Consider the following 25,340-nt stretch of genomic DNA (forward strand, 5'->3'; position numbering starts at 1 on the left):
GAAAGGGGGAAGCCCCATGGAACAGCGCATCTTATCGATTAAAGAATTGAACCGGTATATCCGGATGAAAATGGAATCGGATACCTTATTGTCCGAAGTATGGATCCGTGGCGAAATATCGAATTTCACGCATCATTCGAGCGGACATATGTATTTTACGTTGAAGGATGAGAGCAGCCGGATCAAGAGCATCATGTTCGCTTCCCACAACCAGCGTCTTCCGTTCATTCCGAAGGAAGGCGCCCGGGTCATTGCGCGCGGGAATGTGTCGGTCTATGAACGGGATGGACAATACCAGTTTTATGCCACGCATATGCAGCCTGACGGGATTGGCAGCTTATATCTGGCCTACGAACAGTTGAAAGGCAAGCTGGAAACGGAAGGCTTGTTCGCACCGGAACGAAAACGCGGGCTGCCGCGTTTCCCGCGCGTCATCGGCGTCGTGACGTCGCCGACCGGCGCGGCGGTACGCGATATTTTGACGACGCTGCAGCGCCGTTATCCGCAAGCTTCCGTGGTTCTGTATCCGGTGTTGGTGCAGGGCAAGGGAGCAGCGGCATCCATCGTTAAAGCGATAAGGACGCTGAACGGCATGGGCGAGGCCGACGTGCTGATCGTCGGCCGGGGCGGCGGCTCGCTCGAAGAGCTGTGGGCGTTCAACGAGGAACCGGTCGCGCGCGCGATTTACGAATCGGCAATCCCGGTCATTTCGGCCGTCGGCCATGAAACGGACTTTACGATCGCCGATTTCGTCGCCGATTTGCGCGCCGCCACGCCCACCGCCGCCGCGGAGCTCGCCGTGCCGCACACGGCCGAGCTGAAGGCGCAGCTGCGCCAGCGCGAGCAGGTGCTGCAGCAGGGCTTGCAGCACCGCCTGGCGCAGGCGCGCGAACGGCTGCGCCGGCTCCGGCAGTCGCCGGCGTTGCGGCAGCCGCAGCGGGCGCTGCTCCAGCACGCGGAACGGCTGGATACGCTAAAGTCGCGGCTGCAGACGGTGATGATGTCCCGCAAGGAGCTGACGGATGCCCGGCACGACCGGCTGCATCAGCGGTTATTGCGGTACCATCCGCAGGAAGGGCTGCTCTTTGCCAAGCGGCGCCGGAGCGATGGGGAGCGGCTGCTCCGCCAGGCGATGACCGCCCTGCTCAAGGAGAAGTCGCAGCAGCTGATGTACGGAATCCGGCAGCTCGATGCGCTTAGTCCCCTGAAGGTCATGGGCCGGGGGTACAGCCTTGTGTACGACGAACAGGGCAGAAAGCTGATCAAATCGATGAATGATGTGGAACCGGGAGATATGGTGAAAGTAAAAGTGACCGACGGGGAACTGGATTGCCAAGTTTGGGGCATGCGGAAAGGAGTAGATGACGATCATGGCGCAGGAACAACAGGAGATTAATTTTGAAGAGGCGATGAATCAACTCGAGGAGATCGTATCCCAGCTGGAGCGGGGAGATGTGCCGCTGGAGCAGGCGATCGATCTGTTTCAAAAAGGGATGCAGCTGTCCCAGCTTTGCAGCCAGAAGCTGTCGCAGGTGGAGAGGAAGATCGAGATGATCGTCGAAGCGGACGGGGAAATCGGAAAGAAACCGTTCAATTCATTGGCAGAGGAGAGCGATACCCTTGGATAAGCCTTCGATAAAGCAATACATCGAGGAAATTTCCGGGCTCGTCGGTTCCCGGCTTGAGGTCTTCCTTCCAGGGTCCTGGGAGGTTCCGGTTCGGCTGGCGGAATCGATGAAATACTCGCTGATGGCCGGAGGCAAGCGGCTGCGGCCGCTCCTCGTCATTGCCGCGGCGGAGTCGCTGGGCGCGAGCAAGGAGGCTGCGCTGCCCGTCGCCTGCGCCGTGGAAATGGTCCATACCTATTCGCTGATCCATGACGATTTGCCCGCGATGGACGATGATGACTATCGTCGGGGAAAACTGACTAATCATAAGGTGTTCGGGGAAGCGATGGCGATTTTGGCGGGTGACGGACTGCTGACCCATGCGTTTTACAGCATCGTGCAAGCGTCACGGCAACAGGGGGTTAGCGCCGAAAACGTGCTTTCGATCATCGAGGAACTCGCTGTCTACGCCGGACCGTCAGGAATGGTCGGCGGCCAGGTTGCAGATATGGAGGGGGAACAGGGGTTGACCGATTTGGAACAACTCCGGTACATCCACCAGCATAAGACCGGGGACCTGATCGTGTTCTCACTCAAGGCCGGGGGGCGAATCGCCGCAGCTTCGGATGTGCAGTTGGCTGCGCTGGAAACGTACGGCCGCTGCATCGGGCTCGCTTTTCAGATCCAGGACGACATTCTCGATCTGGTGGGGGACGAGGCCAAGCTGGGCAAGAAGACTCAGAGCGACGTCAAGCAGGGGAAGGTTACCTATCCCTATTTCATCGGTTTGGATGAATCCCGCGCCGAGGTTGACCGGCTGACCTTGACCGCAAAGAAAGCGATCACGGACGGCAGTATTCCGAATCCGGGCAACTTGCTGGCCATCGCAGATTATTTGCTGCAAAGAGATCATTAAGGCATGGACAATTTCGACATCACGGGTTCATGTGCTATAATAAAAACTATTATCAATAAGATCATGTTCGAATGATCATCCTAGAGAAATCCATGAAGGAAAGCGGGGAATTTGGGTGCTGCTTTCACAAATTAAAGGGCCCGGCGATTTAAAGTCATGTTCCATTGAGGAATTGACTCCGCTTGCTGCCGAAATTCGCCAGTTTTTAATTGAAAAGCTATCCGTTACGGGCGGACATTTAGCATCGAATCTGGGTGTGGTGGAGTTGACCATGGCCCTGCATTATTGCTATAACAGCCCGCAGGATAAATTTATTTTTGATGTAGGCCATCAGGCTTATGTCCACAAAATACTGACCGGCCGGATGGACCGGTTCGATTCGCTGCGCAAGCAGAACGGTCTTTGCGGTTTTGTGAAACGTTGCGAAAGCGAGCACGACGTTTGGGAAGCGGGTCATAGCAGTACCTCGCTGTCCGCGGCTATGGGGATGGCTTTGGCCCGTGATCTTAAGGGCGAGCATCATAAGGTCGTGGCAATTATCGGGGATGGTGCTTTGACGGGCGGAATGGCCTTTGAAGCGCTAAACCATATCGGTCATGAAAAGAAAGACCTAATGGTGATTTTGAACGATAACGAAATGTCCATTGCTCCCAATGTCGGTGCGATGCACAATTATTTAACCAAAATCCGCTCCGACCGCAATTATTTGCGGGCGAAAGACGAAGTGGAGCAACTGCTGAAGAAAATTCCGGCAATCGGGGGCAAGCTGGCCAAGACGGCGGAAAGAGTGAAGGACAGTCTTAAGTACCTGATGGTTTCCGGCGTATTGTTCGAAGAACTCGGATTCAAGTATTTGGGCCCGGTGGACGGTCATGATCTCCCCGGACTCATCGACTCGTTCAATCAAGCCAACAACGTTTCCGGCCCGGTTCTTGTTCACGTGCTGACTACGAAGGGGAAAGGCTATACGCCGGCGGAAGAGGATTCTTACAAATGGCACGGCATTACTCCATATAAAATCGAATCGGGCCAAGTGTTAAAAGCGGTTGGAAACCCGATGTACACCGATGTGTTCGGGCAGACGCTGATCGAGCTGGCCGAACAGGATGAACGGATTGTCGCCGTTACTCCGGCCATGCCGGGGGGCTCCGGACTGATTAAATTCGCACAGCGCTTTCCGGAGCGAATGATCGATGTCGGCATCGCCGAGCAGCATGCGGCCACGATGTGCGCCGCGCTCGCGATGGAAGGGATGAAGCCGGTGTTTGCCGTGTATTCGACCTTTATGCAGCGCGCATACGACCAGATCGTGCACGATATATGCCGGCATAACGCCAACGTTATGTTCGCTATTGACCGGGCCGGGTTTGTCGGAGCCGACGGGGAAACGCATCAGGGCGTGTTCGATATCGCTTTTCTGCGCCATATTCCGAATATTGTGCTTATGATGCCGAAGGACGAAAATGAACTCCGCCATATGATGAAGACGGCGCTGGATTATAATGACGGTCCGATTGCGTACCGCTATCCGCGGATCAACGTACCTGGTGTTCCGATGGATGAGAAACTGGCTCCGATTCCGATCGGAAGCTGGGAAATGCTGCGCGATGGTGAAGGCCCTGTCATCTTGGCTGTCGGGCCAATGGTTCAGGTCGCCGAGGAAGCGGCCGAGACGCTGAAACGGGAAGGCATTCAGGCGACGGTCGTGAACGCACGGTTCCTGAAGCCGCTAGATGAAGGGATGTTGCTAAGCCTGGCGCACCGCGGCAGTAATATGATCGTTTTGGAGGAAGCTTCGCAAGCGGGAAGCCTTGGTAGCGCCGTGCTGGAATTTTATGCGGAACATGGGCTGTCCGGTCTCGATATTCATCTTATGGGCGTACCGGACCGTTTCATTGAGCATGGAAGCATCAAGGAACAACTGCAGGAGGTCGGATTAACGGCTGAAGCGGTGGTCCGGGAAGTGCAGCAATTTCGCTCCGGCCAGAAGTTTACGTTCGGTAAGAAGGTCAAGCCTTCATAACGCCGGCATTAAACGTATTGAAGTTTTATAAATAGGGATTGGTGCAAGCTCGCTGACGGACTCTCCGTCCGCGAGTTTCTCCTTTCACCGGGAAAGTCAGGAGAATCTCATGTCAGTATCCAAAGAACGTATTGACGTCCTGCTTGTGGAGCAGGGTTTTTTTGAAAGCAGGGAAAAAGCGAAGGCGGCTATCATGGCCGGTCTTGTCTTGAGCGGGACGGAGAGGATCGAGAAAGCCGGTACAAAAGTGTCCAGGGATCTGCCGCTTACCGTGAAGGGAGCCGTTCATCCCTATGTCAGCCGCGGCGGGTTAAAGCTGGAAAAGGCGCTCAAAACATTCGGTATCGATTTACACGGACGAACCATGCTGGATATCGGCTCATCGACAGGCGGCTTTACGGATTGCGCCCTCCAAAATGGAGCGAGCTATGTCTATGCAATCGACGTGGGTTATAATCAACTGGATTGGTCGCTTAGAAACGATGAACGGGTAAATGTTAAAGAGCGGACCAATTTCCGTTATATGACGCCGGCCGATTTGGATGGACCGGTTCCGGATTTCGCCAGCATCGACGTTTCGTTCATTTCGTTGAAGATCATTTTGCCTCCATTACTGGAATTGCTGAACCGTCCGGCCGATATTGCGGCTCTTATTAAGCCTCAGTTTGAAGCAGGACGCGAGAAGGTGGGGAAATCCGGAGTTGTCCGGGATTCCAAGGTGCATCTTGAAGTGCTTGAGACCGTGCTTAATTATGCAAGTGAGCTGGGATTTTGCATTAAGGGGCTTACTTTTTCCCCCATTACCGGCGGTGAAGGGAATATTGAGTTTTTGGCGCACTTCGGCCTGTACGGAGATGAAGGACCAACCGGTACGGAGCAGGTACAAATCAGCCAAATGGCCCGCCGGGTCATTGAGGAAGCTACCCAGACTTTTCATGTGAACCCGTCAAAATGACGGGTTTTTAAATATGTTATCTTGCCAACAGAACAAACGTTCCCTATAATGAAAATAACTCAAAATCATGACTCGGTACCTCAACTTAATGACTCCGTGTGACAGGAGCTGAGGAGTTCTGCGTCGAATAAGTCTTTTGAGGTGATTTTCATTATGGGGGAATATTCCGACAGTCTGCTGATGGTGGTTATTGCCGGAGTGGCGATTTTTCTCGGATACCGCGGTTTCCGCTCCTGGGTGCGTAAGCCGTTTACGTTGAGATCCGGCATCGGATTTGAGATGAACGAGGAGATAGTGGAGCATCCCGCCGTAGATATGCTGGAATCGGCCGGCTATGAAGTGGTTAGCGACAAGCTGAAGGTGCCGCTTGCTTTTAAAGTGGATCATCAGATTTTGCACAGCCGGTTGTTTATCGACTATATCGCGGTCAAGGGCGGGGAATTCTATCTGGTCAGAACAGCGCGTGAACGATTGCCCATCGAGTGGACGGGCAGCGGTCTGAGAAGAGATCTTTTGCCGTATTTGCTTCTGTATCCCGAGTGTGCAGGATTACTGTATTTGGACATAGAGCAGGGTACCCTTAAAGAAATTGCCTTAACGACAGATGAAGATGAAGACGAATCAGCCCGTGAAGGGACATGGAGGACGTTATGAAGGGTCAAAGACATATTAAGATACGCGAAATTATTACAAATCAGGAAATCGAAACACAGGACGATCTGGTCGAAGCTTTGAGAAGGGCCGGTTTTCAAGTGACGCAGGCCACGGTATCGCGGGATATTAAGGAGCTCATGCTGATTAAGGTGCCGACGGACGACGGCAGATACAAATATTCCATGCCGACCGCCCAGCGCTATAATCCGGTTCAGAAGCTCCAGCGGGCGCTGGTGGACAGCTTTGTCCATATCGATTACACCGGCAATCTGGTCGTGGTGAAATGCCTGCCGGGTACAGCCAATTCCGTAGCCGTATTGATTGACAATATGGAGTGGCCCGACTTGCTTGGAACGATCTGCGGCGATGATACGATTCTGATGATTTGCCGGAACGAAGAATACAGCCGGTTTATCATTGATCAAATTATGGGTTTCATCTCTTAATGAGGTCGATATCTCTTATAAAGTAAATATTCCTTATTTTTGCTCTCGAAGGGAGTGCAGATACGTTGCTTGTCCATTTATCGATTCGTAATTTGGCTGTGGTTGAGGCGGTGGACCTTACTTTCCACCGGGGTTTTCATGTGCTGACCGGCGAAACGGGGGCCGGTAAGTCAATCATCATCGATGCGCTGGGTCTGATCGCCGGGGGGCGCGGCTCTGCGGATTTAATCCGTTATGGCTGTGACCGGGCGGAAATGGAAGCCTCCTTTGATCTGCCGGAGACTCATTCGGTATGGGGGGGTCTGGCCGGATTCGGCATCGGCGGTGATCCCTCCGAGGCGCTGATCATTCGGCGCGAAATCAGCGCACAGGGCAAGAGCACGGCAAGAATCAATGGACAGCTTGTTAATTTAACGATGCTGCGCGAGATCGGGGAAAGCCTGATTAATTTGCACGGACAACATGAGCACCAGACGCTGCTTCGTCCAGAGCGCCATCTGGAATTGCTTGATGCTTATGGCGGTCAGGAAATCGCAACCGTTAAGGGAGATTATCAAGAGACGTATGCTAATTTTATTAAAGTGAACAAAGAATGGAACGACCTGCGCAGCACAAGCCAGCAAGCCTTGCAAATGCTGGATTTGTACCGGTTTCAACTGGAGGAAATTTCTGCCGCCGGTTTAAAACCGGGAGAAGATGAATTGCTTGCCGAAGAAAAGGTCAGACTATCCCATAGCGAGAAAATGATGGATTCCATTTCAAAGGCATATGAGTTGCTGTATGGATCTCAAGGTCTTGAGGCGGTGGCCAAGGCTATATCTCGCTTGAATGAGGTGGCTGCCTTTGACAGCAAGCACGTAACCCCGCTACTTGAACAGCTTCAGTCGGCTTATTACCAGTTGGAGGATGCATCATTCGGTTTAAGATCGTACCGCGAGAACATTGAATTCAACCCGGAACGCCTCGATGAAGTGGAGGACCGGCTGGACCTGATCACCACGTTAAGGCGGAAGTACGGAGACAGTGTTGAAGGAATTTTGGAGTATTACGATAAAATCTCCAAAGAAACGGATACACTTGAAAATAAAGACGAGCTTTTGGAGCAGTTGCATGCCCGCCGGGAACAATTGCTGTCGATTCTGATGGACAAGGCCGTCAATTTAAGTCAGGTTCGCCGCAGAAAAGCGGAGGAATTAGCCGGGCTAATCGAAAATGAACTGAAGGATTTACAAATGGGCAGGACTTCGCTTCAGGTGAAACTTTCTTGGAATGAAGATCCTCACGGCGTGGATTGGGAAGGAACTAAAATTCGGCCGGGTAAACAAGGCATCGATAATGCCGAATTTCTGATATCACCAAATCCGGGAGAACCGCTCCGCCCGCTCAGTAAAATCGCTTCAGGCGGAGAACTGTCGCGGATCATGCTTGCGCTCAAGAGTATTTTTGCAAGACATGACGAGGTACCGGTGCTTATTTTTGACGAAGTGGATACCGGCGTCAGCGGACGTGCCGCCCAGTCGATCGCCGAGAAGCTGTTCCGATTGTCACAGACCTGTCAGGTCTTTTCCATTACGCATTTGCCTCAAGTGGCTTGCATGGCCGACCAGCAGTATCTGATCGAAAAGGTGGTTTCAGACGGCCGGACGATGACCCGGGTGGAAGAGCTCAGTGAAGGCGAACGCGTAATGGAGCTTGCCCGCATGTTGGGCGGTGTGGAAATTACGGAGAAGACAAAACACCATGCTCAAGAAATGCTGAATTTGGCTAAAGCGCAAAAAGGACTGTAATTAATTATGGACTTTTGATGAAATGTCATGGCTGCAAGAGCTCCCTCGGAAATCAAAAATTGTTTTTTTAACAATCACTTTATGTGCCGGGACAATGATTGACAGTAATAAAAGGCCTGACCGGGGGTATCTTATAGGTACGCAATTGGCGACCACCTTTTCGTCAAGCGAAAGAAGCTAAGGGAGCGTGACAGCCATTGAACCCTAACCTCAGGAAAAGACTGCTCGGCCTTTTTTTTGCCTTCTTCTTTTGTTTCCTGTGTACCTCCGCTGCTGAAGGTCGCCTGCCGCAACTACCGGACGAACTTCGTTTGTTTCAGGGCCAGGGCAGGCAAATCCATCTTGCTTTGCCTGTGCAGGCAAGCGTCAGTGTAGATCAGCCCGACGTCATTATGTTAAATGGACAGGCGGTTCCGTCGATGACCGTGTCGCTTGAAAATCCGCTTAACTTGTCCCCGGTGCATAGTGGAGAAGCCAAGCTTCGCATGAAATTATTCGGTCAAATCCCTCTAAAAACGGTAAAGTTGAATGTCATTCCCGATTTGAAGGTGATTCCAGGTGGTCAAACCATCGGCGTCAAGGTGAAGTCCGCCGGTATATTGGTTGTCGGACATCATCAGGTTAGCGACAACAGCAGGAAGCTATCGCCCGGAGAAGACGCCGGCTTAAAGGTCGGCGATTTAATTACGCACATTGACGGCGTTCGTCTCAAGGACGTCAAGGATGTTGCCGAGATGGCCGGGAAGGCGGGGAAAAGTAACAAGCCGCTGAAGTTAACCTATACTCGTGGCGGAAAATCTTTTAACACCTCGTTATCCCCAGCTTATGACGATCAGGATCGCGCCTGGAGACTTGGTTTGTACATCCGCGATTCGGCGGCCGGTGTCGGTACGCTTACTTTTTACGCACCGGATCAGGGTGTCTACGGCGCGCTGGGACATGTAATTACCGATATGAATACGCAGACTCCGATCGTTGTGGGAAGCGGCGAAATTCTTCAATCGAGCGTAACGTCAATTTCCAAGAGCGAGAGCGGCGAACCAGGGGAAAAAAGGGCCCATTTCATCAAAGAAGGAAAAACGCTGGGGAATATCGAACGCAATACGCACTTCGGGATATTCGGAAAAATGAAACAAAATCCCGATCACAGTGTGTATGAAACGCCGATTCCTGTAGCATTTTCCGAAGAGGTAAAGGAAGGACCGGCGGAAATACTGACAGTCGTTGAGGGGCAGAAGGTGGAAAGATATAAAATCGAAATCGTTCATGTATCCAAGCAGAGCGCTCCCGAAACGAAAGGAATCGTGCTTAGGATTACCGATCCAAGACTCATCGAGAAGACGGGAGGGATCGTCCAGGGGATGAGCGGCAGCCCGATTATTCAAAATGGTAAGCTGATCGGAGCGGTAACCCATGTATTTGTGAACGATCCGCGTTCGGGATATGGTTGTTTCATCGAATGGATGCTTCAGGATGCCGGCATACTGCAAGGCAACAGTTCTTCCCAACATCTTAAGGCGGGTTAATCGCCTTAAGATTTTTATATTTTTTTGGAAAAAAACAATGATGTTGTCGAATGAAGTTGAATAAAATAATAATATGTAAATAAATGATTTATTATATATCAACAAAATAAAAAAATAAAGAAAAATAATTTTCGACAGAAGGAATTTACTTTTACGTGTCGAATCCTTATTCTGGAAGAAGAGAAAAGAAAAATACTTAAACATTTACTTAAGGAGGACTAAAGTCAGTGCAGAAAATTGAAGTTTTGTTAGCGGATGATAACCGGGAATTTACAAATTTGCTCGCGGAGTATATTTCGGGGCAGGACGATATGGTCGTCTCAGGGATTGCTTATAACGGAGAAGAAGTGCTGGAGATGATCGACAATGCTTCCAAGGTTCCGGATGTGTTGATACTGGACATTATTATGCCGCATCTGGATGGACTCGGCGTATTGGAGCGTCTGCGCGATCTCAATCTAAATCCGCAACCCAAAATTATCATGCTGACGGCTTTCGGTCAGGAGAACATCACGCAGCGGGCCGTCCAATTAGGGGCATCTTACTACATCCTCAAACCGTTTGACATGGAGGTGCTTGCAAATCGGATTCGGCAGCTTGTAGGCGTAACAACTAACGGTGGCACAACCTCCGTTCCTTTCGCAAAATCCAACGTAGTCCCATTGGGAAAAGGAAAAAATTTAGACGCAAACATTACGTCAATCATACATGAAATCGGCGTTCCGGCTCATATTAAAGGATATCAGTACTTACGCGAAGCCATTACTATGGTGTACAATAACATCGAAATTTTGGGTGCCATCACCAAAACGCTATATCCGGCTATCGCCGAAAAATTCAAAACCACTCCGTCCCGCGTAGAGCGTGCCATCCGGCATGCGATCGAGGTAGCCTGGACACGCGGTAACATCGACTCCATCAGCCATCTGTTCGGATACACGATCAATATCAGTAAATCCAAACCGACGAACAGCGAATTTATCGCGATGGTGGCCGATAAGCTGCGGATTGAGCATAAGGTGTCGTGAAAGGATCCGAAAGATAAATAACAGCTTGAGGGATGACAACATGGGAAAACGTAATTTTATTATTTTTGAACCTAAAAGGCGGCGGTTTCTTTCCGGGATTATTCCGGAGGAGAAACCGCTTTTGTTTTATTGGATTGACATAAAAATCCTTCAGTGTTAATCTGTATATGAGCATATGCTCATATACCGTTATAGGGGTGATATGACATGGAAAAGGATACTCATTCATTTTTAACTGAAATGACCATCGATCAGGTATCGACGATTTTTAAAGCATTGGCGGATCCGACACGCATTCGGATTTTATATCTGCTCGCGGAAGAAGAATGCTCCGTAACGCATATGTCTGAGGTATTGGGCTTATCTCAATCCGCAGTTTCCCACCAACTGAGCTTTTTACGAAATTTACGGCTGGTGAAGTTCAGAAGATCTGCCAACACGATGTACTATAGCTGTGACGACGACCATGTCATTTCGCTGTTGAGACAAGCGATTGAGCATGCGAGTTGCGAGGGAGGGGAAGGACATGCGTAAACGCGAACATGAAGAGGGAGCGCACAATCATTCCCATGATCACGACCATGACCACAGCGACCACAGCCACGGAAAACATCAACATACCCATGATCATCATCGATCCAATAGAAATCACTCTCACTCTCATGCTCACGCACATGGACATGCTCACGATCATCATGGCGCCCGATCGGGAAACAAAAAGGGGCTTCTGATCGCCCTGCTGATTACGGCTTCGATTGCGGTTCTGGAATTTTTCGGCGGCTTGTTTACGAACAGTTTGGCTTTATTGTCCGATTCGGGACATATGTTAAGCGACGCCAGTTCATTGGTGCTTAGTCTTCTTGCGATCTGGTTTGCCGCCCGCCCGGCATCACCTCGTAAGAGCTACGGTTTTTACCGAACCGAAATTCTGGCCGCGCTGCTGAACGGGATTACCTTGTTCGTTATTGCCGGATTCATCATTTGGGAAGCTTATGGACGGTTCTTCGATCCGCCGACGGTATCAAGCGGACCTATGATGCTAATTGCCATTATCGGTTTGCTGGCCAACTTGGCCAGTGCTTGGGCTCTGCTAAAAAAAGGGGATGTCAAAGGTAACATTAATTTCCGTAGCGCTTACCTGCACGTCCTGGGCGATGCGCTCGGTTCGGTAGGCGCCATTATAGGCGGGATCGTGATGTGGGCGTTCGACTGGTACATTTTTGACCCGATCGTAAGCGTGCTGGTCGCTTTGCTGATTTTGAAAGGCGCCTGGGGAGTCATCGCCCAATCCATTCACGTTTTGATGGAGGGAGTGCCAGGCAGTATCGATCAGGACGAGGTCAAACGGAACTTGGAACATATTCAAGGCGTACGGGAAGTGCATGATTTGCACATTTGGTCGATTACCTCGGGTATGGACTCGCTCAGTTGTCACTTGCTGATTGATGAGCAGGAGGACCAACAGAGAGTATTGCAAGAAGCGATTTCGCTGCTGGAACAACAATTTTCAATCACTCACGCCACAATTCAGATCGAAACCCCGCTTATCCGGCATTCTGCCTTGTTGGTTTAGGATGGTGAAACCCGGACATGAGGGATGCGGTTAGCTTGTCACTGTTCGTTATTTTTCTGGTCAGTTATAGTCTCAAGTTATGGCTTTTGTCAAAAAAGCAAGGTATTCAAGCCCATGTTCTGGGCAAGAAAGGTAAAGCCGGCTCCACAAGGATCGTGGAAACCGGAGTGAAGATTTTTTCAGCGTTATGGGGGATTCTCTGGTTCGCATGCAGTTTGGGGAGCTTGGTTGGGTTGACGTCCTTTTCGACAGCCGGATGGGTTGGTTGGACGGGGAGCGTGATTACGGCCTTTGGAGTGCTGATATTTATCATAGCGATGCTTTATATGAAATCTTCCTGGAGAGTGGGGATCGACAAAACGACCGAAACGGCTTTAGTCACGGATGGCTTGTATCGCTTCAGCAGAAATCCCGCTTTCGTCGGCTTCGATCTGATGTTCATCGGTTTCATGCTGATGTATCCAAGTACGACAAACATTGGCGTTGGGTTATGTAATCTGCTTCTGTTCCATCTGCTAATCCGCCAGGAAGAAAAACATCTGGACCAAACCTTCGGCGTTGAATACCGGAAATACGCCGAAGCTACCCCCAGGTACCTCTGGTTCATTTAATGGTCTTGCCATGTTATAATTCCGATAGGGTGTAGACCTGCAATTGGAGGGGATAAGATGCCGGATCACAGTGAATTGAACTTGGATCCCCAGCGGAAGTTGCTGCAGCATCCCGGACTTAACCAGGAAGAACAGAATTTGGTCCGCGAATTGATAGTGAAAGTGGAGAGCTTAAGCGCGGAAAACGTCAGGCTCCGTAAAACGATTCTGCGGCAAACTTCCGGGAATAGTCCGCGGATGTCCAGCAAATTGAGAGACGCATTATACGAATAAAAAAATCTTTCCCGTTGGACTAACGGGAAAGATTTTTTAATTGACTTTGTTCGGTTGGATCGGATCGGTATCCTCATTTTTCGGATCATTCCGTTTATTTTTGCTTGTCCGCGGCAGGATGATGCCGGCTGCGATTTCAAAGATCGTGCCAAAAGTCAGGCCGATACCGGCGAACGCGTACACCATCGTAAAAACTTTGCCGAGCGACGTTTGCGGAACGAATTCGGGGTGGCCGACCGTTGTCAGCGTCACCACGCAGAAATATAAAGCGTCCAGCCAGTTCAAATGTTCCACTTTTACATAAAATATCGTTCCGGATAACAAGGTGGCGGCAATCAGAAACAACAGAACCTGAAAATGGTGTCTTTTAAACGAATGACGCAAGCCGCTAAGCAGGCGTTTTAAGGTCAGTACAAATGATAACATGTTACACTCCTTACGGCTGGTCCGATGACGAAAAATTTAAGGCCGGGTTTCGGATGCCGCTTTGCGGGCTTTTCTTCTCGGTCCGACGTAATTCCGCTTGCGGTCCCGGAAAAAAATCCAGCCGCCCAGAAATCCGATTCCGACAGCGAAAAGCAGCAGGCCGACCAGAAAGTTCAGCCAGTCAAACGATACGGCAGCCAGGGTTTCGTCTCCGTGCTGCGACATATATAGGAACAGCGCATCCTTCATTTTAAGGAAGCCGGTCATGGCAGCGATTCCGGGGATGACCAAAATGATGACGGCAATAAACCTGGATATCATCAGTTTCATCGGTACAAGCGTCTTCCTTTCATCTGCAGTTATTTTAATTATCATACCGTTTTCTTTAAATTCTGTCTATTTCAGAGCCGATTTGTATTAGTCCGAAAACAAGGTACAATGATAAAAGGTTAATTCAAAAGGAATGGTGGAGAGTAGAAGATGGCTATTTCATGCGATGTTGCAGTACTCGGCGGCGGCACCGGGGGATATATTGCCGCGATCCGCGCGGCCCAACTCGGTAAAGAGGTCGTAATCATCGAGCAGGACAAAATCGGCGGCACCTGTCTGCACCGCGGTTGCATTCCAAGCAAAGCGTTGCTGCGGAGCGCCGAGTTGTATGCCCAGATGAAGGACAGTGCTAGCTTCGGGATCGAAACAAGCGGCGTTACGCTCGTGTTTCCGAAAGTGCAGGAGAGAAAGCAGGCAATCGTTGATCAGCTCCATAAAGGCGTTCAATATTTGATGCGTAAAAATAAAATCCAGGTCATTCAGGGAAAAGGCCGGATTATCGGGCCTTCCATCTTCTCGCCCAAAAGCGGGGCGGTCGCGGTGGAACTCAGCGACGGCGAAATGGAAACCGTCGTGCCAAGCAATCTGATTATTGCCACCGGGTCTCGTCCTCGTACGCTTCCGGGTTTGACACCGGACGGAACCCATGTGTTGAGCAGCGATGAGGCCATGGTTATGGAGGAGCTTCCCGCTTCGATGCTGATTATCGGAGGGGGAGTCATTGGCGTAGAATGGGCCTCTCTGTTAAACGATTTCGGCGTTCAAGTTACTTTGCTGGAAGCGGCGGAGCAACTGCTTCCGTCCGAAGATGAAGAAGTAGCTCGCGAACTGCAAAAACAACTGCAGCGGCGGGGCATTACGGTAATGACCGGAGTCAAGGTGCTGACGGAATCTTATGAAGTGAAGGACGGCCGCGTACATATTTCCGCGCAGCGTGGGGAAGATGTGACTGTCCTCCAAGGAGACAAGCTGCTGGTTTCGGTCGGACGGCAAGCCAACGTGGAAAATATCGGACTCGAAAACACCGATATCGGCCTGCATCAGGGCTTTATTCGGGTAAATGAACAGATGCAAACGACGGAGCCTCATATTTATGCCATCGGAGATTGCATCGGCGGTCTTCAGTTGGCGCATGCGGCCAGTCATGAAGGCTTGGTCGCCGTTCACCATTTGGCGGGCGAACCGGCTCACGGCTACCATGCGACACAAGTTCCGCGGTGCGTATACTCCCGTCCTGAGGTAGCATCGGTTGGATGGACCGAGAAGGAAGCAAAGCAAAAAGGCTTGGAAGTCAAGACGGCTAAAGTTCCTTTCTCGGCAATCGGCAAAGCGTTGGTACAGGGAGAACGCGAAGGGTTTCTGAAAATGGTCGCCGATGCCAAGACAAACGACCTGCTGGGCGTCCAAATCATCGGAGCCCACGCTACCGAATTGATTGCCCAGGCGGCGCTGGCCCAGCTTTTGGACGCCACACCATGGGAAATCGGACAACTGGTATTTGCGCATCCTTCACTGTCGGAAATCCTTGGGGAAGCGGCACTTGCTATCGATGGACATGCTCTGGCGCTCTGATCCCCAACTATTATTTTCTTTTTATGCCGAAAGGGATTATAATAGGGTTATCCCAAGTCTTAGTACCAGGTTATAAGATGAGCATTAGATTGGACTCGGGTACCAATTTAAGGAGGTAACTCCCATGAATGCAAAAAGTTCAACAACTACTCAGCCAAAACATGAGCAGCTCGGAATGTCGGATGCCGAAGTCGTAGACATGTACAAATATATGCTGCTCGCGCGGAAATTCGACGAACGCAATATGTTGCTGCAGCGGGCAGGCAAGATCAATTTTCACGTCTCCGGAATCGGACAGGAAACGGCGCAGGTAGCTGCGGCGTTTGCCCTTGACCGTGAACGGGATTACTTTTTGCCGTATTATCGCGATTACGGCTTCGTTTTGTCCGCCGGCATGAGTCTGACGGAATTGATGCTCTCGGCTTTTGCCAAAGCGGATGATCCGAACAGCGGCGGCCGCCAGATGCCGGGCCATTTTGGGTCCAAACGGCTCCGCATCGTAACCGGCTCCAGCCCGGTGACGACGCAAGTGCCTCATGCGGTCGGAATCGCATTGGCGGCTAAAATGCAGAAGAAAGACATCGTTTCGTTTGTAACCTTCGGCGAGGGCTCCAGCAACCAGGGGGATTTTCACGAAGGCTTGAACTTTGCCGGGGTACAGAAGCTTCCGGTGATCTTCATGTGCGAGAACAACCAATATGCGATCTCCGTTCCGACCACCAAACAGCTCGGCGGCAAAGTGGCCGACCGGGCCCAAGGTTATGGGTTCCCGGGTATCCGCGTGGACGGCAATGATGCGCTGGAGGTTTACCGGGTTGTCAAAGAAGCGCGCGAACGGGCCGTTCGCGGCGAAGGGCCAACCTTGATCGAAGCGATGATGTACCGGTTATCCCCGCATTCCACATCGGATAATGATCTGGCGTACCGGACCAAGGAAGAAGTCGACGAGAATTGGAAAAAAGACGGGATTCCGAAGATGAGACAGTATTTGATTGACCATGGCTTGTGGAGTGAAGAACAGGAAGAGGCGCTGAGCAGGGAAATTTCCCAGCAGCTTAAAGAAGCGATCGAATCGGCCGAGTTGGCTCCGTTCCCGAAACCGGAAGATACGCTCCTGCATGTGTATGCCAGCGAAGGGGAGGTTTAATCATGCCGGTAATGGAATATATCGATGCAATCCGTCTTGCTATGAAGGAAGAAATGGAGCGGGACGAGAACGTCTTTGTACTTGGGGAAGACGTCGGAGTAAAAGGCGGCGTATTTACAACTACCAAAGGATTGCAGGAACAGTTCGGTGAATTGCGCGTCATGGATACTCCGCTCGCCGAGTCGGCGATAGCAGGGGTGGCTATCGGAGCCGCGATGTACGGTATGAAGCCGATCGCGGAAATGCAGTACTCCGATTTCATGCTTCCTGCAACGAACCAGATTATCAGCGAAGCGGCTAAGATCCGTTACCGTTCCAACAATGACTGGAGCTGTCCGGTAGTCGTTCGCGCGCCCATCGGTGGAGGGATTTTCGGTGGATTGTATCATTCCCAGTGCCCGGAATCGATCTTTTTCGGAACGCCCGGCTTGAAGATCGTTGCTCCATATTCCGCGTATGACGCAAAGGGCTTGTTGAAGGCGGCGGTTAGAGACCCCGATCCGGTCCTGTTCTTCGAGAACAAGAAATGCTACAAGCTGATCAAGGAAGACGTGCCGGAGGACGATTACATCGTACCGATCGGCAAGGCGAATGTACTGCGTGAAGGAACCGATATTACGGTTATCGGCTACAGCTTGCCATTGCACTTTGCGATGCAGGCAGCGGCTGAACTGGAAGCCGAGCAAGGCATCAGCGCTCACATTCTGGATCTTCGGACGATTCAGCCGCTTGACCGCGAAGCGATTATTGAAGCCGCGCGTAAAACAGGCAAGGTGCTGATTGTTCATGAGGACAATAAGACGGGCGGCGTTGGCGCCGAAGTGGCGGCGATCATCTCCGAAGAGTGCTTGTTCGAGCTGGATGCGCCGATCCAAAGACTTTGCGGGCCGGATGTGCCGGCCATGCCGATCAGTCCGCCGATGGAAAAGTTCTTTATGCTCAGCAAAGACAAAGTTAAAGAAGCGATGAAGCAATTGGCGCTTTTTTAATGACCTCTATATGGGAGTGAGTGAGATATGCCATCCAATAAACAATTAACCGATGTCGTTATGCCTCAGCTTGCGGAATCGTTGGTATCGGCCACGATCGGAAAGTGGCTGAAGAAGCCGGGCGACAAGGTAGAACAATATGAGCCCATCTGTGAAGTCATTACGGATAAAGTCAATGCCGAGATTCCTTCCACGCTGGACGGAATCATGGGCGAACTGTTGGCCGAGGAAGGCCAGGAGATTTCGGTCGGCACGGTGATCTGCCGGATTGAGACGGAAGCGGCTCCTTCCGCAGAGGCTGCTTCCGGTGAACAACCGCAGGTGACGGCAGGTCAATCCGCAGGCTTCACGACTGCGGAACCGGCAGATGCGTCCCAGCGCCACCGGTACTCTCCGGCCGTTCAGACACTGGCCGCAGAGCATGGAATCGATCTCCGGTCCGTTCCCGGTACGGGACTTGGCGGACGCATCACCCGTAAGGATGTACTGGCCTTCATCGATAACGGTGGCGCAGGGGCAGTTGCCGTTGCGCAGCCTACGACTCCAGCCGTGCAGCCATCCGCACCGCAATCGGCTCCGGCGCAGCAGCCACCGGTACAACAGCCTCAAGCGCAAGAAGCTCCGGGCGGCATTTCGGCGGACCTGAGCCGGGCTGCATTCGAGACGGTGCGCCATTCCGGTTTGCATTTAACGGAAACGCCGCGAATTCCGACCATCGAAGTGGAAGGCGGCGACCGTTCGGAGTATTTTATCGACGTAACCCCGATCCGCAATACGATCGCTACCCGGATGCGCCAGAGCGTGTCGGAAATTCCGCATGGCTGGATGATGATCGAAGTCGATGTCACCAACCTCGTGCAACTGCGGAACAAAATCAAGGACGAATTCAAGAAAAAAGAAGGCGTCAATCTGACTTATCTCGCTTTTCTGCTTAAAGCGGTAGTTAGCGCGATTAAGGATTATCCGATTATGAACTCGGTTTGGGCCGTGGATAAAATTATCGTAAAACGGGATATCAACATCTCGTTAGCCGTCGGTACGGAAGATTCCGTGTTGACGCCGGTCATCAAAAAAGCCGATCAGAAAAATATCGCCGGCCTGGCCCGCGAAATCGAAGAACTGGCGACCAAGGTGCGCGCCGGGAAGCTGAAGCTGGACGATATGCAAGGCGGAACTTTCACGGTGAACAATACCGGTTCGTTCGGTTCCATTCTGACTCAGCCGATCATTAATTATCCGCAAGCGGCCATCCTCACCTTCGAGTCGATCGTGAAAAAGCCGGTCGTCATCAACGATATGATTGCGGTCCGGTCGATGGCTAATCTTTGCTTGTCGCTCGATCATCGGATTTTGGACGGAGTCATTTGCGGACGGTTCATGCAGCGGGTTAAAGATAATATGGAAAGCTATTCCCTGGATACTCAAGTCTATTGATTGTGATGATTTGGAGGTAATACAGCATGGCGAAATCCATTAACATCTCATATATTCCGGAGATCGAATACGGTGAAGCTTGGGATAAACAGAAGCAAATCGTCAAAGCGATTGATGAGCAGCAGCAGAAGGAACATCTGCTGCTGCTTCAGCATCCGCCGACCTTTACGATCGGTTCGCAGCGGCATCCCGAACATCTGCTGCTCAGTCCGAAGCAGCTCCGCGAGCAAGGAATCGCCCTGTTTGAAATCGACCGCGGCGGGGATATTACATATCATGGTCCCGGCCAGCTCGTCGGGTATCCACTATTGTGGCTGGATGGCGGGAAAGGCCTTGATTTGCACGGCTATTTAAGACTTCTGGAGCAGGTCATCATTGACTATTTGGCGTACTACGGGATTGAAGGATCAAGAAAGCCGGAATATACCGGCGTTTGGGTCGGGGACGAGAAAATTTGCGCGATCGGCGTGAAATTCAACAAGTGCCGACATCGTAAAGGCTTTATCACAAGTCACGGCTTTGCCTTTAACGTCAAGTCAGGCATTCAAGAGGAAGGATTCCGCGGGATCGTTCCGTGCGGCATTCAGGAGTATGGAGTTACCTCGCTGGAGGATGTGACCGGCCGTTCTTTCACGGTAGAGGAAGCGGCTCAAGGCATCATCCCGTATTTCAACAATTTGTTTGGATATACGGGGGCTATAGTTGCGGACGAAGCTGATTATTAACGAATGAAAAATGGTTCAAGCAAAGCGATCAGCGTAGAAGCTACCATAGCGAAGAGCATCAAATAAACGACGATTTTAAACCATTTTTTTTGCATAATTCATATAACCCCTTCTCGGACAATAATTTTGAACAGTTACTCTTATATTATCGTAAAAATGAAAGCGAGGAAAGTCCAGTGATCAACAAGGAGAGAGTGATTGACCAGTTTCTGGAACTGGTGCAGATCGATAGCGAAACAAAACACGAACGCCGGATCGCCGATACTTTGAAAGCCAAGTTTACGGAACTGGGGCTGGATGTTGTCGAGGATGATTCCGCCTCCAGAACCGGACATGGGGCGGGTAATCTCGTAGCAACGTTGAAGGCAAGCGGGGCGGACACGGCGGGCGTTGCTCCGTTTTTGTTCACCTGTCATATGGACACGGTTGCGCCAGGCAACGGGATCAAACCGATCGTCGGGGAAGACGGATGGATTCGCAGTGATGGCACTACGATTCTCGGCTCCGATGATAAAGCGGGGGTAGCCGCGCTGCTTGAAGTGATCAAAGTGCTTCGAGAGAAGAATTTGCCGCATGGGCAGATTCAATTTGTCATCACCGCCGGAGAAGAAATGGCCCTGGCCGGTTCCCGGGCGATGGACGCCAGCCTGTTGGATGCCGAATACGGATTCGCGATCGACTCGAACGGAGAGGTGGGTTCGATCTGTGTCGGAGCTCCGACACGGGCCCAGATCGATATTGAAATATACGGGAAATCGGCACACGCCGGAGTCAATCCCGAGGATGGCATCAGCGCCATTCAGGTAGCGGGCAAAGCGATTGCCCGGATGAACCTCGGACGGATTGATGAGACCACGACTGCCAACATCGGCAAGTTTGAGGGCGGCGGCGAAACGAATGTCGTGCCGGATTACGTGAAACTGTATGCGGAAGCGCGCAGCACGTCACTTGACAAGATCACCAAACAAATCGAAAGCATGAAAGAAGCGGTGGAATCCGTGTGCCGGGATTACGGAACCCGGTTTAACTTCAACAGCGATCTCGCCTACCCGGCGTTTCATTTCTCGGATAATGACGACGTGGTCGTGCTTGCCAAAAAAGCGGCGGCTCAGTTGGGATTGTCCGGCAGCACCTTTATTTCCGGCGGAGGCAGCGATGCCAACGTATTTAACGGTTTCGGAATTCCAACCGTAAATCTGGCGGTCGGTTACGAGAATATCCACACCACCGAAGAACGGATCAAAGCTGACGATATCGTAAAAGTCGCGGAATATGCGCTTGAAATCGTCTCCCAATCCTTGAAATAGTCCATATTAAAGAATAAGCGGCTACAGCCGCCCGGGCGCAGTGAGCTGCCCGGGCGGCTGTTTTTTACACATTTTGATTTTATTGAAGCACTTTGGAATGAGAGGCGGGCAGGTTTCTGCTTTGCGCCGGGGACCAGACCGTATGCCAATTGGTGGAATGGATCACTTGCAGGGCTTCCGAGATATCGTTCATATATTTTTCAATCTTCGTCTGTTCTTCTTCGCCAGGATGATACAATTCAATCCGCCCCGCTAAATTGTTCATGGTGTTATGCAAGTAACAGGAACTAGCGGCAAAGCGGGCGATAGCCATGTCGGGAAATTGTTCCGCAAGCCGTTCGAAAATGTCCGCCGCTTCGGCGAATTGACCCTCGTCATGTAAAATCTCCGCATAGATATAAAGTGATTCCTTGTACGTAGGCACGGTTTGCAACAAGAATGAGGGATCCAGTTCGGCGAGCTTGGCCTTAGCTTTAATCACATATCCTTCAGCATACAATGACTGAATGTATTGGCAAAGGTAAAAGGAATCGACGTCCCCGGCTAATTTCTCCGCTGCGTCCAAAACGCCCAATTTAACGGCACGCCGGATCAGATCGGGAATTTCACTGCTGGAGTCTATTTGCAGATGAGAATAAGCGGCATTCCTATCTGAATCTAATTTTGCTATTGTCGCTAACTGTCTTAATGATTCCGCGTTGTCCTCCCAATATTGCGAGTGCCCGGTCTTCCAGTCCACCAAGACGTCCTGAGCTTTTTTAAAATCTCCGCAACGGATTAAACACTCCACATAAATACTTCGGATTTCCTCATCAACCATCGGAGAAGCAGGGAAGAGTGTCAATGCGGTTGGGTAAGCGCCCAGCCGGTTTAGAGACCGGATTAGCAGTATCGTTTCATCACGATCGGAAAGATGACATTCCGTCAAATCCTGCCTTAATGCAACGCAAATGGCGTCATCAGATGCTCCGCTACGCAGCAGGTCTGTTCCATGCATCATTAATGCTTCTTCGAGCACAGACGGGTATCGTGCTTTGGCGTTTTGCTGCCGGACTCGCTGGTTTTCCGTATTTGGTTCGTTATGTATTTTTAGCGGATAGGTTGATCCGGATTCCGAACTATGGGCTCTTTCGCAATGAAACATCATTCTCCCATACACCTCCCTTACCCATTAACCATATTTTTGCTAACTGAATAAGTAGCATTGTTGAACTTGTACGTTTTATTTGGAGAGACGCATTTCGATGAAATCTTTGATTTTCGCATTGCTTCCGGCTGTTTTTTTCCATTGGTTCAAAAGAATGCGGATCTGCCAGCCTTTACCCTGGGCGGTAATCACATTGTTGGAAAAGTAGCTCTTCATGGCGCTGCTCCTTTTTTTCGCAGGTTTGGTATAATAACAACGTATGTTTTAAACGGACAAGTTATGACAGGAGGATTTATGAATGATAAATGATCAATTGAACGAAAAAACCATCTCCACCGAGCCGGTATTTTCCGGGAAAGTGATATCCTTGCAAATCGACACCGTCGAACTGCCTGACGGCTCTCGGGCTACCCGCGAGATTATCCGTCACCCGGGTGCGGTGGCCGTTCTGGCCGTAAAGGACGGGCGCCTGTTGCTGGTGGATCAGTTCCGTCAGGCAATGGGACGCTGCGAATTGGAAATCCCTGCGGGCAAGCTGGAGAAAGGTGAAGATCCGCTCGAAGCTGCGCAAAGAGAATTGCAGGAAGAGACGGGTTACCGCTGCGGGAAAATCTCGCTTCTGCACTCTTTCTATACATCCCCCGGGTTCGCGGATGAGATCATTCATTTGTATTTGGCGGAAGAACTAACGGCTGGAGAAATGGCACCGGATGAGGACGAATTTCTTGAAGTCATCGAGGCTTCATTCGAAGAGGTACAGCAATATATTGCCGAAGGTCGGATTGCCGATGCAAAGACGATTTTAGCGGCGTATATTTGGCAGCATCAGCTTACCCTCAAAACGGAGCAGGGACAGAAATGACTGATTCCAATACCGGGCTGTCATCCTTTTTTGCCGACTTGCACATTCATATCGGAAGAACCGGAAAGGGAGAACCGGTGAAAATCAGCGGAAGCCGGGATCTAACATTTGCCAACATTGCTAAGGAAGCTGCGGAGCGCAAGGGGATCAATTTGGTAGGAATTATCGATTGCCATTCTCCTGGAGTCCAGGAGGACATCAGAGCCAGCCTGGAACGTGGCGAGATGAAGGAATTAAATGATGGCGGGATTTCTTATAAGAATACAACCATTCTGCTCGGCAGCGAGCTGGAAATCCGCGAGCCCGGGATGGGACCGGCTCATTTGCTGGCGTTCTTTCCCGATCTTGGAACGATCTCTTCCTTTACCGGTTGGCTGGAAAAAAGAATGAAAAACGTAACCTTGAGTTCCCAGCGGGTGTACGCGCCCGCCAAGGTTTTGCAGGAGGAGGTTTACGCCCGCGGCGGTATCGTCATTCCGGCGCATATTTTCACGCCGCACCGGAGCGTCTATGGCAGCTGCGCCCCCCGTCTGGCGGACGTGCTTGATCCCGAGCTGATCAGCGCGGTAGAACTGGGCTTAAGTGCGGACAGCGAAATGGCGGGGTGGATCAGCGAGTTGGACAAGTATACCATCTTGACGAATTCCGACGCCCACTCGCTGGGCAAAATCGGCAGGGAGTACAATCAACTTATACTACGGGAACCAAGCTACCGTGAATTTGAAAAGGCTCTTAAAGGAGCCGAAGGCAGAAGTGTGGAAGCCAATTACGGTCTTAACCCCCGGCTTGGCAAATATCACAGAACTTATTGCGGCGGTTGCAGTTACATTATCGATGAGTCGGGCACGGCCGTTGACCGCTGTCCTTATTGCGGTAGTCCGAAATTGGTCCGCGGTGTGCTCGACCGGATTATTTCGATCGCCGACCGGTCGGTCCCCCTGATACCGGAGCATCGGCCGCCGTATCATTATCAGGTGCCGTTGGAGTTTATTCCCGGACTTGGCAAGGCCAAGCTGGAACTGTTGCTACGGACCTTCGGCACGGAAATGAACATTTTGCACAGGGTGCCGGAAGGCGAACTTGCCGTTGTCGTCGGTGAAGAACTGGCAGGCAAAATAGCCGCTGCACGCAGCGGAACGTTACTGCTCGAATCGGGCGGCGGCGGAATCTACGGAAAAGTCGCGAAATCGCAAACGTAAGGGTTCCAGCTAGCATATGGGGAACAGCTTGTTCATAGATTACTATAAGCGGGTCATCAAGATCTGCATCTCACAGGCAGCTACCTGCAGCCCGTATGAAATCGATGAACAAGATAGGGGGCCCCACTATGCTTCAACCTTTTCGCCATACCCTTAAGGATCAGACGCCGCTCTATGTATTTGTCGCCGCATTGTTTTTGATGGGCGTTGTATTTGGAGCGTTGATGGTAAATGCGCTGACGTTGGAACAACAGCAGGATTTATCGAGGTATTTGGGCAACTTTTTCGTCTCGGTAAACGAAGGCGGAGAGAGCTTTCAGCCTATGGCCTATTGGGAAGTTGCCGGTGTACATTTAAAATGGCTGGGGTTAATCTGGCTGCTTGGACTTTCCGTGATCGGACTTCCCGGGATTCTTGTCCTGGATTTTCTTAAAGGCGTGCTGATCGGATTTACCGTAGGTTGTCTTGTGGGGCAATATACTTGGAAAGGATTGCTGTTCGCGCTCGTCTCCGTCGCTCCCCACAATCTGATCGTAATTCCGGCGCTTGTTATCAGCAGCGTGGCTGCCATCGGCTTCTCCTTGGGGATTATCCGCAACCGGGTCCTTCTCCATCGAACCGGAAACGCGGCAAAGCCCTTCTTGTCCTATACGGGCCTCACACTGGCGATGGCGGCGGTGCTGCTTGCGGTTTCTTCCTTTGAAACCTGGGTCACGCCAACGATGATGAGTTGGGTTACGCCGATGATCGGCCAGAGCGGCTTGTAGGCGCTTTTAGCAGAGAATAGCATGATGCTCGCCGTT

The 25,340-nt window shown here is 51.3% G+C and carries 28 protein-coding genes; 23 read left to right on the top strand and 5 right to left on the bottom strand.

Annotation, left to right across the window (positions count from 1 at the left end):
* Window positions 1-16 precede the first annotated feature (16 nt).
* The 14 genes from xseA to ACLB09_RS03055 all read left to right on the top strand — a co-directional run bounded on the left by xseA (window position 17) and on the right by ACLB09_RS03055 (window position 13,399).
* The gene (gene xseA, locus ACLB09_RS02990; RefSeq protein WP_410768262.1) at window positions 17-1,396 is read left to right on the top strand and encodes an exodeoxyribonuclease VII large subunit; all 1,380 of its coding nucleotides are present in this window, start codon (window positions 17-19) and stop codon (window positions 1,394-1,396) included.
* Window positions 1,371-1,628 carry an exodeoxyribonuclease VII small subunit gene (xseB, locus tag ACLB09_RS02995; protein ID WP_410768264.1) on the top strand — a complete coding sequence of 86 codons (258 nt, stop codon included), beginning with the start codon at window positions 1,371-1,373 and terminating at the stop codon, window positions 1,626-1,628. The genes xseA and xseB overlap by 26 nt, the downstream gene beginning before the upstream one ends.
* Window positions 1,621-2,523 carry a polyprenyl synthetase family protein gene (locus tag ACLB09_RS03000; RefSeq protein WP_410768265.1) on the top strand — a complete coding sequence of 301 codons (903 nt, stop codon included), beginning with the start codon at window positions 1,621-1,623 and terminating at the stop codon, window positions 2,521-2,523. The genes xseB and ACLB09_RS03000 overlap by 8 nt, the downstream gene beginning before the upstream one ends.
* A gap of 115 nt (window positions 2,524-2,638) precedes the next feature.
* Complete coding sequence (dxs, locus tag ACLB09_RS03005; protein ID WP_410768266.1) at window positions 2,639-4,546, top strand: 1-deoxy-D-xylulose-5-phosphate synthase; 1,908 nt, start codon at window positions 2,639-2,641, stop codon at window positions 4,544-4,546.
* A gap of 109 nt (window positions 4,547-4,655) precedes the next feature.
* Complete coding sequence (locus ACLB09_RS03010; RefSeq protein ID WP_410768267.1) at window positions 4,656-5,501, top strand: TlyA family RNA methyltransferase; 846 nt, start codon at window positions 4,656-4,658, stop codon at window positions 5,499-5,501.
* 153 nt (window positions 5,502-5,654) lie between these two features.
* Window positions 5,655-6,155, top strand: a complete 501-nt coding sequence (locus ACLB09_RS03015) for a hypothetical protein (protein WP_410768268.1) — start codon at window positions 5,655-5,657, stop codon at window positions 6,153-6,155.
* Window positions 6,152-6,601: a transcriptional regulator AhrC/ArgR gene (gene ahrC, locus ACLB09_RS03020; RefSeq protein WP_410768269.1), complete on the top strand. Its 450-nt coding sequence runs from the start codon at window positions 6,152-6,154 to the stop codon at window positions 6,599-6,601. The genes ACLB09_RS03015 and ahrC overlap by 4 nt, the downstream gene beginning before the upstream one ends.
* Before the next feature lie 65 nt (window positions 6,602-6,666).
* Window positions 6,667-8,388 (top strand): DNA repair protein RecN, encoded by a 1,722-nt coding sequence (gene recN / locus ACLB09_RS03025; RefSeq protein WP_410768270.1) that lies wholly within the window; start codon window positions 6,667-6,669, stop codon window positions 8,386-8,388.
* A 197-nt stretch (window positions 8,389-8,585) separates the two neighbouring features.
* Window positions 8,586-9,914, top strand: a complete 1,329-nt coding sequence (spoIVB, locus tag ACLB09_RS03030; RefSeq protein ID WP_410768271.1) for a SpoIVB peptidase — start codon at window positions 8,586-8,588, stop codon at window positions 9,912-9,914.
* Between the two features lie 227 nt (window positions 9,915-10,141).
* Window positions 10,142-10,942 carry a sporulation transcription factor Spo0A gene (gene spo0A / locus ACLB09_RS03035; RefSeq protein ID WP_410768272.1) on the top strand — a complete coding sequence of 267 codons (801 nt, stop codon included), beginning with the start codon at window positions 10,142-10,144 and terminating at the stop codon, window positions 10,940-10,942.
* A gap of 207 nt (window positions 10,943-11,149) precedes the next feature.
* Entirely contained in the window at window positions 11,150-11,476 is a 327-nt protein-coding gene (locus ACLB09_RS03040) for an ArsR/SmtB family transcription factor (protein ID WP_410768273.1), read from the top strand.
* Window positions 11,469-12,515 (top strand): cation diffusion facilitator family transporter, encoded by a 1,047-nt coding sequence (locus ACLB09_RS03045; protein WP_410768274.1) that lies wholly within the window; start codon window positions 11,469-11,471, stop codon window positions 12,513-12,515. The genes ACLB09_RS03040 and ACLB09_RS03045 overlap by 8 nt, the downstream gene beginning before the upstream one ends.
* Window positions 12,516-12,550: 35 nt before the next feature.
* Window positions 12,551-13,126, top strand: a complete 576-nt coding sequence (locus tag ACLB09_RS03050) for a methyltransferase family protein (RefSeq protein ID WP_410768275.1) — start codon at window positions 12,551-12,553, stop codon at window positions 13,124-13,126.
* A gap of 57 nt (window positions 13,127-13,183) precedes the next feature.
* On the top strand, window positions 13,184-13,399 hold the full coding sequence (locus ACLB09_RS03055; RefSeq protein ID WP_410768276.1) for a hypothetical protein: 216 nt from the start codon (window positions 13,184-13,186) through the stop codon (window positions 13,397-13,399).
* Window positions 13,400-13,435: 36 nt separating this feature from the next.
* Here the strand turns inward: ACLB09_RS03055 and ACLB09_RS03060 are convergent, their stop codons facing one another.
* Together ACLB09_RS03060 and ACLB09_RS03065 are read right to left on the bottom strand one after the other, a co-directional pair.
* On the bottom strand, window positions 13,436-13,825 hold the full coding sequence (locus ACLB09_RS03060; RefSeq protein WP_410768277.1) for a potassium channel family protein: 390 nt from the start codon (window positions 13,823-13,825) through the stop codon (window positions 13,436-13,438).
* Between the two features lie 36 nt (window positions 13,826-13,861).
* Window positions 13,862-14,155 carry a DUF2627 domain-containing protein gene (locus tag ACLB09_RS03065; RefSeq protein ID WP_410768278.1) on the bottom strand — a complete coding sequence of 98 codons (294 nt, stop codon included), beginning with the start codon at window positions 14,153-14,155 and terminating at the stop codon, window positions 13,862-13,864.
* 150 nt (window positions 14,156-14,305) lie between these two features.
* On the opposite strand from ACLB09_RS03065, the gene lpdA reads away from it, so the two are divergent.
* The 5 genes from lpdA (at window position 14,306) to lipB (ending at window position 20,022) form a co-directional block, all read left to right on the top strand.
* Window positions 14,306-15,727, top strand: coding sequence for a dihydrolipoyl dehydrogenase (lpdA, locus tag ACLB09_RS03070; RefSeq protein WP_410768279.1), 1,422 nt, complete (start codon window positions 14,306-14,308; stop codon window positions 15,725-15,727).
* Window positions 15,728-15,851: 124 nt separating this feature from the next.
* Window positions 15,852-16,874, top strand: coding sequence for a thiamine pyrophosphate-dependent dehydrogenase E1 component subunit alpha (locus tag ACLB09_RS03075; RefSeq protein WP_410768280.1), 1,023 nt, complete (start codon window positions 15,852-15,854; stop codon window positions 16,872-16,874).
* A gap of 2 nt (window positions 16,875-16,876) precedes the next feature.
* Window positions 16,877-17,863, top strand: coding sequence for an alpha-ketoacid dehydrogenase subunit beta (locus ACLB09_RS03080; RefSeq protein ID WP_410768281.1), 987 nt, complete (start codon window positions 16,877-16,879; stop codon window positions 17,861-17,863).
* A gap of 27 nt (window positions 17,864-17,890) precedes the next feature.
* Entirely contained in the window at window positions 17,891-19,297 is a 1,407-nt protein-coding gene (locus ACLB09_RS03085) for a dihydrolipoamide acetyltransferase family protein (RefSeq protein ID WP_410768282.1), read from the top strand.
* A 26-nt stretch (window positions 19,298-19,323) separates the two neighbouring features.
* Window positions 19,324-20,022: a lipoyl(octanoyl) transferase LipB gene (gene lipB, locus ACLB09_RS03090; RefSeq protein ID WP_410768283.1), complete on the top strand. Its 699-nt coding sequence runs from the start codon at window positions 19,324-19,326 to the stop codon at window positions 20,020-20,022.
* Here lipB and prli42 read toward each other — a convergent pair.
* The gene (prli42, locus tag ACLB09_RS03095) at window positions 20,019-20,117 is read right to left on the bottom strand and encodes a stressosome-associated protein Prli42 (protein ID WP_410768284.1); all 99 of its coding nucleotides are present in this window, start codon (window positions 20,115-20,117) and stop codon (window positions 20,019-20,021) included. The genes lipB and prli42 overlap by 4 nt on opposite strands.
* An 81-nt stretch (window positions 20,118-20,198) precedes the next feature.
* On the opposite strand from prli42, the gene ACLB09_RS03100 reads away from it, so the two are divergent.
* A complete protein-coding gene (locus tag ACLB09_RS03100; protein ID WP_410768285.1) occupies window positions 20,199-21,329 on the top strand; it encodes a M20/M25/M40 family metallo-hydrolase in 1,131 nt (376 codons plus the stop codon).
* 79 nt (window positions 21,330-21,408) lie between these two features.
* On the opposite strand, the gene ACLB09_RS03105 is transcribed toward ACLB09_RS03100, so the two are convergent.
* On the bottom strand, window positions 21,409-22,476 hold the full coding sequence (locus tag ACLB09_RS03105; protein WP_410768286.1) for a tetratricopeptide repeat protein: 1,068 nt from the start codon (window positions 22,474-22,476) through the stop codon (window positions 21,409-21,411).
* Between the two features lie 75 nt (window positions 22,477-22,551).
* Entirely contained in the window at window positions 22,552-22,692 is a 141-nt protein-coding gene (gene mciZ / locus ACLB09_RS03110) for a Z-ring formation inhibitor MciZ (RefSeq protein ID WP_410768287.1), read from the bottom strand.
* Between the two features lie 82 nt (window positions 22,693-22,774).
* Between mciZ and ACLB09_RS03115 the strand changes: the two genes are divergently transcribed.
* The 3 genes from ACLB09_RS03115 to spoIIM all read left to right on the top strand — a co-directional run bounded on the left by ACLB09_RS03115 (window position 22,775) and on the right by spoIIM (window position 25,304).
* Window positions 22,775-23,338, top strand: a complete 564-nt coding sequence (locus ACLB09_RS03115; RefSeq protein ID WP_410768288.1) for an NUDIX hydrolase — start codon at window positions 22,775-22,777, stop codon at window positions 23,336-23,338.
* Window positions 23,335-24,537 (top strand): endonuclease Q family protein, encoded by a 1,203-nt coding sequence (locus ACLB09_RS03120; RefSeq protein WP_410768289.1) that lies wholly within the window; start codon window positions 23,335-23,337, stop codon window positions 24,535-24,537. The genes ACLB09_RS03115 and ACLB09_RS03120 overlap by 4 nt, the downstream gene beginning before the upstream one ends.
* Before the next feature lie 128 nt (window positions 24,538-24,665).
* Entirely contained in the window at window positions 24,666-25,304 is a 639-nt protein-coding gene (spoIIM, locus tag ACLB09_RS03125; protein ID WP_410768290.1) for a stage II sporulation protein M, read from the top strand.
* Window positions 25,305-25,340: the final 36 nt, after the last annotated feature.

Origin of the sequence: Fontibacillus forbon (genome assembly GCF_046559655.1) — a bacterium.
In the GTDB taxonomy this organism is placed as follows: domain Bacteria; phylum Bacillota; class Bacilli; order Paenibacillales; family Paenibacillaceae; genus Fontibacillus.